This window comes from Lactobacillus sp. RTP31084st1_F9_RTP31084_210423 (genome assembly GCF_040919545.1).
Classification (GTDB): Bacteria; Bacillota; Bacilli; order Lactobacillales; family Lactobacillaceae; genus Lactobacillus; species Lactobacillus paragasseri.
This window is the reverse complement of record NZ_JBCOVH010000006.1, coordinates 42435-60565: the sequence shown is the minus strand read 5'-3', so window position 1 is coordinate 60565 and position 18131 is coordinate 42435. Positions and strand designations below refer to the sequence as shown.

Here is an 18131-nt window from a genome sequence, read left to right as displayed (position 1 = left end):
AATAATTATGCAATTTAAAAAGTATATGTTTGACATTTTTCAGCTTGTAATGACACATTACATTATTTTTCTACTTTTTCTGGCTTTTAGTCTGCTATATGTTACTTATCTTAATATGACAGAAAACGTTAGAAGAATTGAATGGATTCCAGCATACCTTATATCTACAATACTTATTCTTCTTATTGGAGTTAGTATTTTCGCTAATTCATATGAGAGAACAATGAAAAAGTATGTCAGTGCAACGGAAAAAGCAGGGTATATTTCCAATAATTACGTAAAAGTCACACCTTACAAAGTTGAATCATATTTACCTGCGGACAAAAAGAATTCAAAAAAAGCTGAAGTTCTACTTAAAAATGGAAAAGTAGTGAAAGATGTAACTTTTAAAGAAATTGAAAGTATTAGTAAGAATAATAATGATACATTAACTTTTTACGATATTAATTTAAAAGAAAAGTATCAGCCTACAGAAAAGGATAAATTCCGTAAACAAGTATTGGTTTTAAATAAGCAAAGAACAGGTTTTTCAACTAAAGAGCGAAATGCTACATATGAGGCAATAGAACATCTAATTCCTTCAAATCATGAATAGGAGAAGAATATGAAAAAATTTGATCGCTTTATTCTTGGTGTAATGGAGACATTGATAATGGGCTTAGGACTCTCTGTACGTACAAGCCTATTCATCGGTTACTCTTTCTGTATCGTGATGTTAATGCCACCATACACTGATATTAAAGTTTATAGATGGGGAATATTATTGACATATATATTTGCGGTAAATACTTATATTAAAAAATCACCAAGATTTGAGCTTGATAGAAAATTACTCAAGGACGCATGGGACTTAAAAAATGATAAAAACAGCAGATAGAAAAAATAATTAAGCTAGTTAACTACTTGAAACCTATTCCAATTGTTCAAATTATACTAGTTAAAAAGTGATTTTTTGGGGAGGAAAATAAATATGCAGGGCGTAATTTTTACTTCGCGGAATAAAGATAATAAAGATATATCAGGATTTAAACAAAGGACTGTATCTTTTTTAAGCGAGAATCCACTTCTAGAAATAAACAAATTTAATCATTTTAGTTTAGAAGGCGTGCCAGGTGAATTAAGCAGATTTTATGTTACTGTCAATAAACGTAAGAACGACAGTACGATTAAAAGCTTGCAGCATTATTTGCTAGATCACCCAGATTATCCTGCAACTAAAATTGAGAACAATCTAACAAGTCTAGCAATGAAACCTGAAAATGCAGTTGAGCACAAGTGGCTTTTTGATTTTGATAGGAAGGATGGCATAGATAATTTTGCATCTGATTTGGTATATGAAGGGTTTAAAAAGAAAGAGATAGAGGTATACAAAACAGTTAATAATTATGCGGTCGTTGTGTCACATGGGTTTGATTCAAGAAGTATTTTAAGAAAGTACGATTGTGTTGAGCTGAAACGTGATGGACTACTATGTATTGCCTGGGCTAGAAATATGAACGAAGGAAGAATTAAGGGGAAAGAGTAATGGAGACAATTATTAAATATGAAGCACCTAGCTATGCAGAACAAGAAACTATTATTCTTTACGATAAATTAACGCATAATTATCGTATTACAACTGATATCGATAAAGACGTTCGTAAATTTATCGGCAAGTTAGACAAAAATAAAGATTATCGAGTTGGAAGAAATAGTAAAGGAAAAACCACATTTTTGGACGGGTGGTTAGATGTGAAAAACTATTCAATTAATGTGCGTAAACGACAACATTTTACACCAGAGCAACGAAAAGAAATGGCAACTAGATTATTGGTTGCTCGACGAAAGAAGGGAGTAGATGTTTAAGCTTTATGATTATCAAGAAAAAATAGTTAGTGATGTTTTTAATAAATTTAAAGAAGGCAAGAGAGCGATTTTAGTTCAAAGTCCTGCTGGTTCTGGTAAATCGATTATCATGGCGGAATTAGCTAGAAGAATGACTGCTCAGAATAGAAATGTCTTATTTATCGTTCATAGACAAGAAATCGTCGAACAAATTCAAGATGAATTTAGCCAACAAGAAGTAAATATGGATCACTGCATTTGTACTACAGTAGTGAAAGCAAAGAATCGTTTACTTGATTCTGATAATACATGGAAGCCAGATTTAATATTAACCGATGAAACTCATCATAGTAGAGCTAAAACATATCAGAAAATTTATTACTATTTTCCATATGCATTACGGGTAGGCTTTACTGCTACACCATGGAGATTGTCAGGAAAGGGCTTTGAAGATATCTATGAAGATTTGATTATAGGGCCTTCTGTAAGTTGGCTAATTAGAAATAAACATTTAGCCCCATTTAAATATTATTCAGAGCGATTAATTGATACAGATGACTTATCAAAAGCTAGCACGGGTGACTATACAACTAAATCGATAACTCAAGAAGTCAACCGACACCAGATTTTGGGAGATGTTGTAGAGTCCTATAAAAAGTTTGCTAATGGTGAACAAACTATTCTTTATGCTCATGATGTGGATTATAGCCAAAAAGTAGTTAAGAGATTTCAGGATAATGGAATTAATGCGGAGCACTGTGATAGTACTACTCCTGCTAAAGAGCGGGATAGAATTATGAATGACTTTCGTGAAGGAAAGATCAAAATTCTAAGCAATGTTGATCTGATTTCGGAAGGATTTGATGTCCCAGATTGTTCCTGTGTGATTTTGCTAAGACCTACTGCTTCTTTGGTTATTGATGTGCAGCAATCTATGCGGTGTATGAGATATAAACCAAAGAAGGTTGCAAAAATTATTGATTTAGTGGGTAATTATAAGTTATTTGGATTACCAGATACTCCTAGAAAGTGGTCATTAAAAGATCGACGGTCATTAAAAGATCGACCAAAACCTAAAGGTGGAGGAATGATACCTAGTCCTTATAAAGAATGTCAATATTGCCAAGCAGTTATTGGAAAAAGATGTGTGATTTGTCCTGAATGTGGCGAACGAGTTTTTGATATAGAAGAAGTAGAAAAAAAATGGAGGCATTAGGTGAGTTTTTCTTTATAACAAATTATTCAGGAATTAAGGTTAAGTGAGTATGGAAGAAGTATTTAATGATGGTATTTACGAGTGCATAGTAGTAGCAACTAATGTAGAAAAGTATAAGGTAACTTCCAAAGTTACAGTTATTCTACAAATTAGAGACGATATTTCTGCTACTGAATTAAAGAATACTAATAAAATCTATGCTGGATATAGGCTAAAATTAGAATATTGGCAAAAAAAGGTATCGCATACCTTTAATATTAGTAATTTTCAATATTTATGTTATGCGTGTGGTCTTCCAGAAGGCGTAGAAATTAACGGTATAAATGGTTTAAACGATTGGCTTATCGGTCGGCAAATAAGAGTAATGCAACATGCTGAATATAGTGATTATTTTAGAATGAAGGTTAATAATATAGCCCCGTGGAAGGTATATCCTACACAGTATCCTAATACAGAGCTGACGAGAAAATATCGTACTTCGTTAGGATTAGAAACAGACTAAGTAAAAAGGATATTTATAATGATGAACCAAATAGGGAATAGTTTAAAAATCACTTTTGTAAGGCTTATTAAATATATATTTCAAAGTAGTGAAGAACGATCTGTTATGGAAGTTAGATTGATTAGAGAAAGGTATGAGCAACTTGGCGTTGCTAAATTACAAGATATGTTAATAAGTTATAAGTCTCAGGTTCAACATTCTCAACTTTTATTTACAGGTATTATGCTCGCTATGTTTACAGCTTTACTTGGTGGACTCGGCCAAACAATCATAAATTGTCTACGTCAATTATTGATAATTAATACATTGCCAAAGGTGAAAACTGCTGAAACACTTAATATGTTAACTACTGATGAAATGAAGAGCGTTTTACTAATTGAGGGTCTAATTATAATGGTATTTATATTTATACTAATTTTGGGAATTATTCTCTTTGTTGATAAAATTAAAACTAAACAAATGAAGGTGTTAATCTTAGAGGATATTATCAAAAGGAAAACGCAAAATGGATAGTCGGAATTTAAAGAATATATTTGTAGATCTTAGAAAATTATAAATATTAAATAGTTAAGAAATGAAGAAAATGAATACGGACTTTATAATTTTTTGTTTGTTGAATATTTTCATAATTTTGTCTTTGATTGTTGGTTATGTTATGGAAAAGATGCTATTTGGTTAACTTTATTGCGCAATAGTTGTTTTAATTCTGCGGTATTTGAAAAATAAAGACGGTATGGATCAACTAAAAAAGGAGATTGCTTCGTAAAGCAATCTCCTTTTATGCATATTTACGGTTTTAAGCATGAGTAGATTTTAGTAGAATAATATTAGGTTCAAAACAACAGGTAGCTCCTGTTAGAACTTAGTAACTTTAGCATGGCTACACACCCTTCAAACAATTTAAGTTACGGAGGTGGAAGCCTATGCAAAATTGGGTGGACTGGAGAGTTAGACTGCCAAGTGATAGTAGTTGCTGTAGCACTAAGTATTTTCTTAGGTGCGCTAGGCATTTTTGTTATTCGTGTAGCTATTGCCTATGCGATAATAAAAAAAGCTAATCACAAGGATTAGCTAACCAAACAGTCATCTTAAGTTACGATTGGAGTTAGTGAATTGCGGTCACTAGCTCCTTTTCTTTTGTGATTATACAATTTATTTAAATAATTGTCTACTTTAGTGTCATGATTTGACTCAAAACAGCATTTTAAGTGCACTAAATGGCATATTTTTTGACTCTTTTTGGGCGATAGTTCGTCATTTTTATGTATAACTATTTAAATAAATTTACTATATAAATAAACGTTTTTAAAAAATACGTTGACACGGACAATATTAGTGATAATATATAGATGTACTCGGCTAAGAGCACTTTTTTAAAGCAATATAATACTATGCTAATAAATTTAATTTAATAGAAGTAAGGGAGTAAATGAAGTGGGTAAGAAGTTGAAGAAAGCCTATGGAAGGTGCCTCAACGAAATTGATGTTTGCAACCGAGTATCAACAGTTCAACTCTTTGATCGCTCCATTTGGATCAATTTGCAGGATGGCAACTTTCAGGAAAAAGTTACAGGAAATCAGCAAAATGTTAAATACATTTATCGCCAAATTTGGCGGGGAATGGCCCCAAACTCCAAGGGAAGTCAGCGTATTGTGTGCAGTAGGAAATGGTCTCCTAAAGCCAAATTACGTCCCTTGAAACAAATAAGTTGGAGACTTCAAGAATGAACTATTTTTTCAAAAATATTTGGATAATAGAATTCATTCTTCTAATCCTAATAATTACTGTAAGTACAATTTATTTTAAAAGTAGGGAGTCCTCAAAATGGCAAAAATTAGCACAAAAACTAGATAGAATCTGGATTAAATTATGCTGGATTGCTTTAGGGGCTTTCTGGATTGAGATCATAATTGTGTCATATACGCTAATCAGAGAGTTTAAATGAATAACTCTTTATCAGATTGTCGTAGTTTAACTGGCAGGACACATCTTAACTTCTTTTCTTCATTTAATTAGTTTCAGGCCTCATGAAAGTAATTAAAATGCTTTTCATTATTCCTCAAAAAGATGAAAGATGAGATATTGGTTCGAATCCAATCGACAATATTAAAAACTAAATAGAAAGGGAACAACAATGAAAGCACCCATGAATGTTGGTTTTCTAGGAATACTGTTGCTTGTTCTATCGGTCTACTTGTTCTTTGAAATAAAAAGTCGAGCGAAGGCTGAGTTAATTTTAAAGAACAGTTTTAAGAATCCAACGAGAGTAATTAAAAACTTAAATCGTAAAATTGAATTTCTTACTTTAGCTATTTCTGATCTTGAAAATAGTGAAAAGGATTTTCCGGCTGATTCTTTTCAAGATAAAAGAAAGAGACGACAGATTCAAAGAGATATTAAGTCTTTAGGAAAAAGCTTAGCTGAAGTTAATGAAGTCAAAGATGATTACATTAAACTTCAAGATCTGTATAAGAATACCAATGGTCAAATGAGTACTCCTGAAGCACGCAAACAATTACTTAAGTGGGTCAAAAATAAAAATGATTTATATATTTCTTAAATACTAGGTTGATTGCTTTTATATTTTAGATCCTTTCTTATGTTTTATATTATTTTGATCATACTACTTACTATTTACTATTCATTCACTGTAGAACGTTCATATTTCAAAGCAATTGTAAAAGTTTAACAGCTTTCCTATTTTAGAGTTGTACGTTAATGGCAAACAGCTACTCTTTATTAACCTTCAGTACTAGCTATCTAGGTTCGAATCCTAGCACTCTATTGCTGGTTGTTAGATCAGCATATAACATTTTTTGTTTTTCACTCCAAGTATTATTATTCCGATAGGTTGATTATTTTTTGTTGCTAGCGGTAAAACTAGCAATGCGATAATTGTAAAAGCCAAAAGGCTTTCCTAATTTTAGAGCTATAAATTAATTGGTAAACGTTTATTTTTAACTCCTGCAAGTTCAAAAAATGATGATCCAGGTTCGAATCCTGGTAGCTCTATTGCTGATTGGAAAATCAGCTCCATTTTTTAGAAACCAATTAATTTTTTTATTTTTAGGTTGCTAGTTTAGGAAGACGGTGTACTGTACATCATTCCGTCACAATGCAGAGAATTGTTAAAGCCCAGCTAGCTATAAAAGTGAAGCTTAATACAAGCAACTTCCCTTTTTGGTTCGTTAGTCTAATGGTTAAGACGCCACTCTTCTACCCTTTCAAGAGTGGAAATACAAGTTCAATTCTTGTACGGGTCGTTGCTAGGTAAGTCCTAGCTATTTCATAAGAAAAAATCTCCTTTTAAATTTATGAAATTACATTAGGTTAATTGCTACATTTAGTGTATTCTCCACGCATGTGGAGATGATCCCGATCATGTTTTTCATTTTTGGGTATTAAAACATTTGGAAAATAAGTATTCCATCTTTATCTGTAGTAGCAATTGTAAAAGCTGGCGAGCTTTCCTATATAGGGCTATAAGTTAATTGGTAACGATCATTACGAAAGCTTCCTGTAATCTATTGGTTAACTGACTAACGTGATTATTGCTTTACTTTAATGGATTGATAATCCAAGTTCGAATCTTGGTGGCTCTATTGTTGATTACATCAACAAAATAAAATATTTAGTTTACATACACTTGATTCAGTGATGTCTTCACTGAATTTGGAGTTATAAGTTAATTGTTAAACAATCAATTGAGAAGACTGAATTACTTTTTTCAATGTCGTGTTTAATTAACTCGTCTTTTAATTGTTCTAAATACTTATCAAAATTTATCCACTTCCATGGTGGATACGAGAACAGTATAGAAATTGATGATCCAGGTTCGAATCCTGGTAACTCCATTTGTCGGTTACGGCTTAACGACTTTATAAAAAAGAAAGCCCACGTAGTTCTTTGACAACTGAATATTAACGTGGGAGCAGCATAAATGCGGAGATGCTAGCACTGCACCTTGCGATAACTGGATCGTAAGTATACATCGATTCGGGTAAGGTGACCCATAAGACCTTAACCAATTGTGGTGGATGGTGGACCCTATTGCGTGAAGGAGTAAACCTTCTTGCTCTTAGGCTTCGCAAGCGACATCATCGGGGCATAAGAAATCTTTTGATTGTAGTTGCTAGGCAAAATTAGGCATTGGATCGATTTGAGTCGACAATGTCTTGTGTCTAGCCAGTTGAGTGATCTCAGGCTATGTAATTTGCCCGTCGGGTGGAGTTATGTGTCAACTCTAAAAACACTTCTCGTTGTCGGTCGGAAACGAAAAACCGTCGGTAAAATAAAAATATGGTCGCACGCTTTGTAAAGAAAAAGAATATAAAAAATAATTAATTATTAGAGAAATAAGGAGAACATGTATGTTATATCAAAACGCATGTCAAGAATTTTATAAAGCACTGAGGAATGGTAATGTGAAGAGAATGTCTCTCGGAGAGTACGCTCGACGAAGGCACGCTCTTCATATCCGAAAACCTCGTAAAAATCCGGAGCTAACCAAAGATGAACGGTTAGCCCTTATTAGCCAAGCTCGTTTTTTTCCGAAACTAGGTTTAACCTATGAAAGAAATAAGTTTGGTGAAGTAGATCGAGTTTATTACATTCGATAGTAGCTTTGTGTGCAAATTTAGTAGTTCTAGGACAGTTAAAGTTGTAAAGAATTGCTGTATTTTTGATGCACAAATCTAAGTAATACGCTTTTCTCTACACCTAACTGTTCCTATATTTGTTAATAGTAAGGTGGTTTTTAAAATGATTTGATAAAAAATAAAAAAAGTTAACGTAGGGGGCTGCGACGTAGCAGCATTGATGTTAATATTGAGTCATAAAGAATAACAAAACTTTAAAAGTATAGGAATTTAAGAGGTCGTAAAAATGGAAGAAAAGAAGATTGTTAAAAAATTAGCTACAGCTACATTAGTATCAGGAGCTATGCTCCTTGCAGTAAACAAGCCAAGTACTGTACATGCTGCGGATGTCGATGTAAAAAATAACACTAACGAAGCTCAATCACAAAAACAACCAGAACAAGTTGTTACTAAGGATCAAGCTCAAAAAGATGTTAATAAGGCTCAAAGCGAAAGAGATAATGCAAAATCTCAAGCTGATGAAGCTCAAAAGAACGTTGACAAAGCAAATCAAGATGTAACTTCTGCTCAAAAGCAAGTAGAAGAAGCTACTAAGGCTAATAATTCTGCTAAGGAAATACAAAAGGAAGCTACTCCAGAACATATTAATGAAGTAAAAGCTAATATTGTTCAACAAGAACAAGAAGTTGCTAACAAAGCTAAAGCTCAAGAAGCTGCACAAAAGGAAGCTAACAAGCAATCATCAAATCTTGCTGACGCTCAAAAAGATGTTGATGGGGCTAACTATTGGGTAAATTAATACTCAAATAAACTAGCTCAAAATCAAAAAGCAATTGATGATGCTAAAGCTAACTTGAATGCAACTCAAGATCAAGTTAACCAAGCACAACAAGAAGTTAATAATGATCAAAATAAAGTTGCAGAAGCACAAAAGGCTGTTCAAAATGCTAATGCTCAAAAAGATCAATTAGCAGAACAAGTTAATAATGCTAATAATGCAGTTTCTGAAGCTACTAACGAAGTTAACGATAAACAATCTTCTTTATCCCAAGCTCGTCAACAAGCTGATGCAGCAAAAGCTGAACTTGATGCTGCACAAAGTACAGTTAATGGTTTACAAACAAAAGTTGATTCTATTAATGTAATAACTATGCCTAAGAATTACTTCTTATACAACAAGTATGGTATGCCCGATCGCGTCAATACTGCAGTTGTTGACGCGGCATACAATGCAAATTCGTATAAAGATGATCAAGAGGCTAAAAAGGAAGCAGTTGCGCATAATAAAGATGGAGTTACTCAATTAACCGATGCTCAACAAAAGGAATTAACTCTTTGGGTAGCTGGTATTTTAAATGATGTGCGTCAACAAGTTGGACTAAAACCAAATTTGGTTGTAACTCCTGCTTCACTTGCTCATACCAACTATATTGCAACTCATTCTACTGTACCTACTTTTGATCATGATACTAATGCAATTGACGCTGCAGATAAATTGATTCCAGACTTAAGTATGTCAAGTGAATCAATTGGTACTCCATGGTATGCTGAAAATATGAATGATGTTAAACGTGGAGTTTACTATCATATGTTAAGTATGATTTTTGGAGATGCCGATGCAAATTGGGGTCACGCCTTTCAGTTAACAGGTGATGAAACCTCTATGCTAGCAAATACACCTGGTAACCCTAATCCAGAATATTTTGGCGTTTCCTTTAGAAAAGATAAGGGATTCATTCAATTTGATTCTTATACTAAGTGGGCAGTTGATCCTAAGGAGCAAAAGTTTGAAATTCCTAACTATGACGGATTAAAGGCAAGTTTAAAAGATGCTAAACACGAATTAGCAGTTAAGCAAACTTCATACGGTGAAGCTACTAACACTGTAAACAATGCTGAAAAAGCATACAATGTTGCTGCAACTAAACTTGCACAAGCACGGCAAAAACAATCATCTGCAAAGAATGCTTATGAAGTAGCTAATGCGAATGTAACTAAGCTTAATAACGATCTAGCCAACCTACAATCTTCCTTAAAGTCAGCTCAAGAAAAATTAAATAAATTGACTGAGTCTAAATCAGATAAGGATTTCGATTTATGGAAGGCTAGCGATTTTTACGAGGCAACTAAGAAAGACTTAGACGGTGCAAAATCCGATGCTGCTAACATGCAAAAAGAGTTTGATAAAGTAAAAGCTGATTACGATCAAGCCTTTGCAAAATTAAGTCAAGCTAAGGCTGATGCTAAACAAGCTCAAGATAAGTTAAACAGCTTAAAGAGCAATTTATCAGCTCTTCAAAATGCTGAGGAAAATGTAGCTGAAACTGCTCAAGCATTGACTGATGCAACTGCTGAACTTGACCAAGCTAAGAAATCTGCTGATGATTTAACTGCTAAACTTGTTGAAGTAAAGGCTACATTAGCAGAAAAAGAAACTGCTTTAACTACTGCTAAGTTTGTATTAGCTAAAATTGAGAAAGAAGAAGCAGCTAAAGAAGCAGTTAAGAAAGCTCAAGAAGAAGCTAAAAAGGTAGCAGAAGAAAAAGCAGAACATACTAACTTTTACAAGGCTGGCAATGATAAGTTAATTGACTCAAAAGGTCAAGTCATGCCATCTGATTACACTGTAAAGGAAAACAAAGTTTATAATGCTAAAGGTGAATTTGTTGGTGTAGTATCATCTAAGGTTGAAAGTAGAGTAGTTGCACATGCAATTGCTAAGGTAGAAGCTAAAGAAAGTACTACTTTAAATTCAAACGCATTTTCATCTTATGCTTCAAAGCATGCAAAGGATCACACAGTGAAAGCAAGTAGTGTATTACCAACTACCGGCAGTCGTGACACTAACCTTGCTGGATTAATTGGTTTAGCACTTGCAAGCGTTGGTAGCTTGTTAGGTCTTGCTACTTCAAAGAAGAAAGACCTACGTTAATATTTGGTTAAAAATTAAATAGTATTTAAAACGCCTAGTTTTAAAACAATGTATAAAATACAAGTTTTAGAGCTGGGCGTTTTTTTGTTTTAAGAAAGGATTTTATATGAGAGTTAGAAAAAAGAAAAGACTTGTCTTGCTTTTTGCAACAGGACTAACTCTTTGTGGACTTGCCTCATCAATGGGAAACACTTATGTGGCATTTGCAGATGATAATGGTCCTCAGACGATTACAACTAATAATGCCCAGAAGACTTGGGTTTCCGCTTCAGATGGAAAATTACATGCTCAATATGATGGCCAGTGGGTAGCTGGTAATGGTTATCACAGAATCAACATTATTAAGGAAAAAGGTAAAAGTGGTCGTGATTCTTATATCTTTTGTATTAACTTCAATAAAGATTCTCCAAGTAATAAACAGCTTGTTAAGCAATATCAAGCTAATCCCGCAGTTCAATGGCTAATCACTGATTTTAGTAAGGGCCATGATAAATCATTTGAGAGTATTGATGGTGCCGGTGCTGATTATGATTTAGCAGATTATTGGTTATATCAAACTGCCGTCCACTTAGTTGCTTGTCCAAATGACAGATCACCATATGATGGTAAAATAACTGGTGATAGTGTAGCTCATTTTGCACCGCAAATTAGGGATAAAGTTAATCGTTTAGTTGCAGAGGCAAAAAAACATAGTAATGCTAGTCAATCAGAAATTGTTTTAAACCCTGCCAAATTAGGCTTTGATCCAACGACATTAAATATTGGTAGTGGTGATTTCCACGGCAATAAATACGAAAAGAATTTTAAAGTCCCATCTAGTAACATGCATGATGTTCAAGTTCATGCAGTTGATTCAAAAAACGAGAAGTATTTATCTGGAACTAGAAAAAATGGTAGCAAGGTCGACTTCAATAATGTCAATGCAGATGACAATTTAAAAGTATCTGTACCATATAATGACATGACAAATACTTCCGATTTTTCATTTAAAGTAAAAGCTACCGGTCACTGGAATAAAAAGGCAAAAGTAGCATGGATTTATGGAGTTAAAGATCCGGGCATTCAGAATGTTGCTAAATTAGGCATTAAAGCAACAACTGTAGATATGAAAGGCTCATCTGATATGACCGTTCATGTTAAGCCATCATTTGGTAGTTTGACTTTTGTCAAAAGAGGCTCAGGCAATAATAACACTAAAATCTTGCCAGGTACTGAATTTGTATTAACTTCTGATGGCTTCATGGAAAGAAAAACAGCTGACAATAATGGTCGTGTAACTTTCGATAACTTACCACTTGGTAAGAAGTATCATTTGAAAGAGATAAAACAACCCGATGGTCAATATAATGCTTCTTATGAAAGAGACATTGATCAGTTAACTGGTGATAATCCTCAACGTCAGGTTGATTTAGGAACGGTTGTTAATGATAAAAAGCATCAACCTTTTGAAATTACTAAGAAAAATATTAGTGGCGCTGGAATTGAAGGTGCTCAATTTGTACTTATTAGAAAAGATTTAGGTGAACCCTTTAATCAAATATCAGTAGAAGATGCAAAAAAACAAGCTTTACGTCAAGTTAATGGTGAGCTTGTAACAGGTCACAATGACCGACAGCCATATATTGCAACTACTGATAAGGACGGTCATGCAAGATTTGATAATGTTTTACTTGACTCGACAAGACGTGATTACTATGCAGTTGAAATTAAATCACCTAATGGATATGCCTTAGGTACTACTCCTGTTAAACTTCCAAACGTTGGGCCAACTGCGCCCGATGTTGTTACAGGTGAGATGACAGATAATACTCAGCCAATTCCAACGACTGGTAGTGATTACTTGTTAATCGAAGCAACTGCCGCAATCACTATTACTTGTGCTGTAGGTGGTTACGCATTGTATGAATCTAAGAAGAATAAAGAAAGATAAAGTAAATTAGCATGAAAGCTTTTTTTAAAACTAAATCTGGAAAATTAGTCGCAATCGGTACATTTCTTGTATTACTGATTGCGGCTTTTTGTTGGCATCAAACTTATCAAAATGACCAGATTTTAGATCATAAAGTGAATAGCGCCGTAACGATGAAAACAAATAGAGCGGCCTTAAAAGAAGAAAAAGATATTAAGCCTTCTACTAAAAATGAGTTGATTAGAAATAAAAAGAAGGCATTGCAACTCGGGGTTGATAAGTATCCTAACGGATATCTGATTATTCCTTCAATTGGTATTCGCCTTCCGATCTATAATCGTGCCAATAACTATACGTTAGCATTAGGAGTTGGTAAGTCATACTATCTCGATAGTGAATTTGGTAAAGGCAACTTTTGCGTGGCTGGTCATGATATGGAACAACCAGGCATTCTTTTAAGTGATTTACACAGAATTAATTTGGGAGACCAAATAATTCTAACCGGCTATAATGGCCAACGATATAAATATCGCGTTACCAGCAAGAAGGTAGTGCCACCAACAGTCAAAATTGTTGACGGCAAACCAGTTCAGGGTAGCGCTTTTTATATGCCTAAAGATCAGGAAAAGCCAATAGTTACAGTCTATACATGTGCTAATGGCGGAGTGAATCGTCTTGTAGTTCAAGGCGAACTAATTTAGAAGAAATGGGGATAATTCAATGAATAATTCTATGAAAAAAGGATTTCGAAAGTCTCTTGCAACCGGAGGAGTTGTTTTGAGTTTATGTGGTACTGCTTTAGTAGGTGTTCAAGCGGCGGTTATGATTCAACATCCGTCAATTGTTAAAGCAGATCAAGTAGCACCAAGTACTACTAACATTACTGTTCATAAGATGATGTATGACACTAAAGATGCCAAATTCTTTGAACAAAACAAGATCAAGAACGATGGTACTGATAAGTCTAAGGAATTACCAGACCAAATTACACACTACAATCCTAATACAATGGGTAAAGTCGAATTTACTTTGTATGACATTACCGATGTGGTAAACGAAAAATTCAATGATGGTAAGGGCTTAACTGGTTGGACTAACAGTGCAGCTGACCAACAAGCTATGAATGGACGCGTTAAGTACATTAGTGAATCAATTCAAAAGTCTTTCAATAACGCTTTTGATGCTACGCACGGTGTAGATCCAGCTAAGCTTACTCAAGAGATGAGCAAAAACGAATACTTGGCTAAAGCTCAAAAGGTAGCAACTAAGGCAATTGATAGCAATGGTGACATAACTTTTGAAAACGTTAAAGCCTATGATGCTTCTAAGCCACAAAAATATCACTACTATGCAGCAGTTGAAACTAAGACACCACGTGGATTTGTAACTCCACCATCTGAACCTATTATTTTCGTAAACCCTTATACCAATCCAGATGGTACAGGATTCTTGTCAGCCACACACTTGTATCCAAAGAACAAGACGCAAAAATTAAACTTTGATCTAACTAAATATGTTCTTTGGAATACTGACAAGGATGGCGGAAAGAAAGTACCGCTTGCTGGCGCTAAGTTCCAATTATATCGTGGTGAACCAGGAAAAGGTGAAAAGGTTGGTGGAGTCTTAACTACTGATAGTAAGGGTAAAGTAACTGCTAATAATCTAATTATGGGTAAGTACTACTTCGTTGAAGAGCCAAGTGAGGTGGCTGGTGACGAAGCAGACGACCAAGCAAGAGCAGCAATTTCACCAATTGCCAAGAATGATGTTCGTAACAAGCTAACTTTTGAAATTGGTGAAGATGGTATTGATCCAACTAAATTACAAGGTTCACTTGTCAACTATGGTCCGACTAATGAAGAAAAGAAGTTAACTAATGGTATTGGACCAAATCAATCATTGCACCGTGGTGATTTTGCGCACTTTAATTCAAAGACCGTAATTCCACAAAATATTATGGGTTCTGCATGGCAAATTGATGCTACTGGTACTAATGCAATGACTGAACCTTACCATACCTTCTTTACTCGTGATGAACCAGAAAAGAACTTAAAAGATATTCCTGCTGAAAGACACTTAGTAATTACAACTCCTGATGGTAAAAAGCTTGAAGAAGGTAAAGATTACCAAATTTTAAACGGTTCAGATAGTAAATGGTGGGTCAACTATGTTGTTAAGGGCTTAAGTGAAGCAGATGCTAAGAAACTTCAAGATGCAGCTAACTCTCATGATAATAAGAAAATCGAAGATGCTGTTAAAGGCTTAACTACTGGTAGTGTAAGTGACTTAGTTGCCGCTCAAGCTGGTAAGAAGCTTAACTATGAATATGATGAAATTTTGACTGATGATACGCCATTAGATAAGCGAATCGTTAACACCATTACTTTAGGCTGGAATGATGGTTCAGGCTATAAAGAAATTCATCGTCACGATGATACTGTAACCTATGGTGTTAACTTCGTTAAGGAATCTTCCGGTTTCATGGGCTGGGGAATTGCTAAGCAGAAGCTGGAAGGTGCTCAATTTGCCGTTCAAGATTTGAAGACTGGTAAGTGGTTTAACGGCTTCAAAGAAAATGGTAAGAAGGGCGAAAAAGATATTGACTGGGTAGATAATTATTCAGACGTTAAGGCTGGTATTTTAACTTCCGATAAGGAAGGTAAATTTGCTTTACAAGGTTTCTCAGAAGGTGACTATAAGCTTCGAGAAGTTAAGGCACCTAAGGGATACCAATTGATGAATGAAACTGTCAACTTTAAGATTGGACCTCATACTAATGATCAAACTTTGAGCAACCCAATCGAAATCAAGAACGACGAAAAGACCAGCATGCCATTTACTGGTAGCCAAGGACTTCTTCAATTAGGTGGAATTCTTGTTGCGGTAGTTGTTGTTGGCGGTGGTACATACATTTACGTTTCTCAAAAGAAAAAGAAAGCTGACAAGTAATGAAAAAAGGTAAAAAACCTTTAACGCTAGTAATCTGGGGGTTATTGTGCCTAACAATTTTAGGGCTTTCAACTTATCCTTTTCTTAATGATTACTTTTTGGCACAAAAGCAAGAGGCTGAAGTTGCAAGATCGGAGAGACACGGTAGTAGCTATCTGGAGTCTTTTTATAAGGCACCTAAAACTGAGAAACCTGTAGATCCATTTGCTAATTTTGCAACTAAGAAGAAAAATAAAAATTCGGTTGATGTTGCTGAAGCTGAATTAAAGCCTGTTGCAGCCTTAAGTATTCCTAAGATTAAAGAAGTTTTGCCGGTTTACATGGGAACATCGCAAACCGCACTTGATAACGGTATTGGAGTGTTAGAAAATACCAGCCTGCCAACAGGCGGTAAAGGTAAGCACTCCGTACTTACTGGGCATAGTGGATTAAGTCTTAATCGTCTTTTTACCGATTTGCCTAAGTTAAAGAAAGGCGAAAAGTTTTATATCAAAGTGAACAAGGAAATTCACGCTTATCAGGTAGATCAAATTAAAAAGGTTTTGCCTAATAATTTGAAATATTTTAAGGTTGATCCTAATCAAGATTATGTAACTTTGGTTACTTGTACTCCGCTTTTCCAAAATACTCATAGGTTGCTAGTTAGAGGGCACCGTGTTCCTTACCATGCTGAGAATATTAATGCTGATGGTGGACTAACTTCATTAGGGAAAGCTGCTATTGTAGCAATTGTTGTAACTTCTGCAATGGCTTTATTCTACTGGTTCACCCATCGAAAAAATAGAAAGAAGAAAAAAGTAAAGAAGGTATATCTACATGAAAAACGCAAGAAGTAAAATTATGTCTGCGGCTATGCTATCAGCTAATGTACTTACATTAGCTGCACCAGCAATTGTACATGCGGCCGAACAACCATCTGCTTCTACTCAATCTTCTATCGTTCAAAACAAAAAAGAAGATGAGAATAAGAAGACAGATGATACCAAGACAGAAAAGAGTACAGACAACTCTTCCGTAGATGTTAAAGCTGAGGATAAAAAAGCAGATCCAGATAACCCACAAAGTTTGAAAGAACAAACTATGGTTATTCGAAAAGTAATTGCTACCAATGAAAAGGATCTTAACTCAGATAGTCTTGAGGGAGTAAATGGTTCAAAATTTACTGTTTATGATGTTACTGACTTAATGAATACGATTATCAAAGAAAAGCTTAAGGTAGATGATTCTAGTCCAAGCGACAAACAAGTTGATCAAGCCCTAAAAGAAGCTGATAATTCCAATTCACAAGAAGAAAAATCAGAAGCAGATAAATCTGATTCCGAAGAATTTGATGAGAATAGTACTGAAGATAATGCTAATAAGACTATCTCAAACAGTACGAATAACAAATCCAAAATTCCTTCCGCCTATAAATCAGTGAAATCATCTTCTAGTGATGCTAAAACAGAAAAAGCATCAACTCAAGCTCCTGAAGCTGATTTAGATCAAACTGAACCAAAGTCTTCAAATTCTGAAACTTCATCTTCAAAGTCAAGTTCAAGTACTACAGTAGATGACCAATCTAAGTCTTCTGTAGAAAAGAGCAAGAATGCGGATGATAAATCAGAGTCAGATAAGAAATCAGAAGAGGAAGAGAAGCTTGTTGCGAAAGTCGAACAAATGCGTAAAGACGATACGATTCGCAAAGAAGTTGCTAGTCGTGCAGCTAAACTTGACCCGAAGTCAATGAAAACTTTTGCTCAAGTGACAACTGAGCATGACAAGACAAGCAATAAGGACGGCGTTGCAAGAGTTAAAGTTCCAATTGATGGTAAGTATCATGCTTACTATGTTGTAAATACTGAGACTCCAAAAGAAGCAATGGCTAAGAATTCCGATCCAATTGTTATCTTGACACCTATCACTGATAAAGATGGAAAATATAGTCCAGAATTTACTATTTATCCAAAATCAGAAAAGGTTTTGCCTGAAAAAACTCCAGAGAATAAACCTGAAAATGGAAAAACTTCAGAGCAAAATCAACCTGGGCAAGATCAAGCTAAGGAACCGAAGGACAAAAGCCAACTGTTACTGATGCCAAGATGTATCAGACTGGTAAAGCAAGAATTCATGGCTTTTTAAATAATTTAGTTGAGCAAATTGAGAGTTTCTTTAATTAAAAGGTAAATATTATGAGCAAGAAGAATGGTGAGATTTTCTT

Annotated in this window: 16 protein-coding genes and 2 tRNA genes; all 18 read left to right on the top strand. The window is 34.6% G+C overall.

What is annotated here, in order from left to right; genetic code table 11:
• Window positions 1–7 precede the first annotated feature (7 nt).
• The 18 genes from AB5359_RS09725 to AB5359_RS09640 all read left to right on the top strand — a co-directional run bounded on the left by AB5359_RS09725 (window position 8) and on the right by AB5359_RS09640 (window position 18052).
• A complete protein-coding gene (locus AB5359_RS09725; RefSeq protein ID WP_368280175.1) occupies window positions 8–595 on the top strand; it encodes a hypothetical protein in 588 nt (195 codons plus the stop codon).
• Window positions 596–604: 9 nt separating this feature from the next.
• On the top strand, window positions 605–877 hold the full coding sequence (locus tag AB5359_RS09720; RefSeq protein WP_195212554.1) for a hypothetical protein: 273 nt from the start codon (window positions 605–607) through the stop codon (window positions 875–877).
• A 93-nt stretch (window positions 878–970) separates the two neighbouring features.
• Window positions 971–1525, top strand: coding sequence for a hypothetical protein (locus AB5359_RS09715; protein WP_270229462.1), 555 nt, complete (start codon window positions 971–973; stop codon window positions 1523–1525).
• Window positions 1525–1845, top strand: a complete 321-nt coding sequence (locus AB5359_RS09710; RefSeq protein ID WP_144842205.1) for a hypothetical protein — start codon at window positions 1525–1527, stop codon at window positions 1843–1845. The genes AB5359_RS09715 and AB5359_RS09710 overlap by 1 nt, the downstream gene beginning before the upstream one ends.
• A complete protein-coding gene (locus AB5359_RS09705) occupies window positions 1838–3040 on the top strand; it encodes a DEAD/DEAH box helicase (protein WP_368280176.1) in 1203 nt (400 codons plus the stop codon). Before AB5359_RS09710 ends, AB5359_RS09705 begins: the two co-directional genes overlap by 8 nt.
• A 49-nt stretch (window positions 3041–3089) precedes the next feature.
• Complete coding sequence (locus AB5359_RS09700; protein WP_368280178.1) at window positions 3090–3542, top strand: DUF669 domain-containing protein; 453 nt, start codon at window positions 3090–3092, stop codon at window positions 3540–3542.
• An 18-nt stretch (window positions 3543–3560) separates the two neighbouring features.
• On the top strand, window positions 3561–4055 hold the full coding sequence (locus AB5359_RS09695; RefSeq protein ID WP_144842202.1) for a hypothetical protein: 495 nt from the start codon (window positions 3561–3563) through the stop codon (window positions 4053–4055).
• 921 nt (window positions 4056–4976) lie between these two features.
• Window positions 4977–5270, top strand: a complete 294-nt coding sequence (locus AB5359_RS09690; protein ID WP_186433669.1) for a hypothetical protein — start codon at window positions 4977–4979, stop codon at window positions 5268–5270.
• Between the two features lie 407 nt (window positions 5271–5677).
• The gene (locus AB5359_RS09685; protein WP_144842201.1) at window positions 5678–6103 is read left to right on the top strand and encodes a hypothetical protein; all 426 of its coding nucleotides are present in this window, start codon (window positions 5678–5680) and stop codon (window positions 6101–6103) included.
• A 365-nt stretch (window positions 6104–6468) separates the two neighbouring features.
• Window positions 6469–6555 (top strand) — tRNA-OTHER (locus AB5359_RS09680).
• Window positions 6556–6725: 170 nt separating this feature from the next.
• Window positions 6726–6806 (top strand) — tRNA-Glu (locus tag AB5359_RS09675).
• A gap of 1621 nt (window positions 6807–8427) precedes the next feature.
• Window positions 8428–8940, top strand: a complete 513-nt coding sequence (locus AB5359_RS09670; RefSeq protein WP_368280179.1) for a hypothetical protein — start codon at window positions 8428–8430, stop codon at window positions 8938–8940.
• A gap of 54 nt (window positions 8941–8994) precedes the next feature.
• Window positions 8995–11073: an SEC10/PgrA surface exclusion domain-containing protein gene (locus AB5359_RS09665; protein WP_368280180.1), complete on the top strand. Its 2079-nt coding sequence runs from the start codon at window positions 8995–8997 to the stop codon at window positions 11071–11073.
• Window positions 11074–11179: 106 nt separating this feature from the next.
• Complete coding sequence (locus AB5359_RS09660) at window positions 11180–13003, top strand: collagen binding domain-containing protein (protein WP_006585469.1); 1824 nt, start codon at window positions 11180–11182, stop codon at window positions 13001–13003.
• An 11-nt stretch (window positions 13004–13014) separates the two neighbouring features.
• Window positions 13015–13683: a class A sortase gene (locus AB5359_RS09655; protein WP_006588363.1), complete on the top strand. Its 669-nt coding sequence runs from the start codon at window positions 13015–13017 to the stop codon at window positions 13681–13683.
• A gap of 31 nt (window positions 13684–13714) precedes the next feature.
• On the top strand, window positions 13715–15931 hold the full coding sequence (locus tag AB5359_RS09650; RefSeq protein WP_368287210.1) for a SpaA isopeptide-forming pilin-related protein: 2217 nt from the start codon (window positions 13715–13717) through the stop codon (window positions 15929–15931).
• The gene (locus tag AB5359_RS09645) at window positions 15931–16767 is read left to right on the top strand and encodes a class C sortase (RefSeq protein WP_368280143.1); all 837 of its coding nucleotides are present in this window, start codon (window positions 15931–15933) and stop codon (window positions 16765–16767) included. Before AB5359_RS09650 ends, AB5359_RS09645 begins: the two co-directional genes overlap by 1 nt.
• Window positions 16748–18052 (top strand): pilin N-terminal domain-containing protein, encoded by a 1305-nt coding sequence (locus tag AB5359_RS09640; protein WP_368280145.1) that lies wholly within the window; start codon window positions 16748–16750, stop codon window positions 18050–18052. Before AB5359_RS09645 ends, AB5359_RS09640 begins: the two co-directional genes overlap by 20 nt.
• Window positions 18053–18131: the final 79 nt, after the last annotated feature.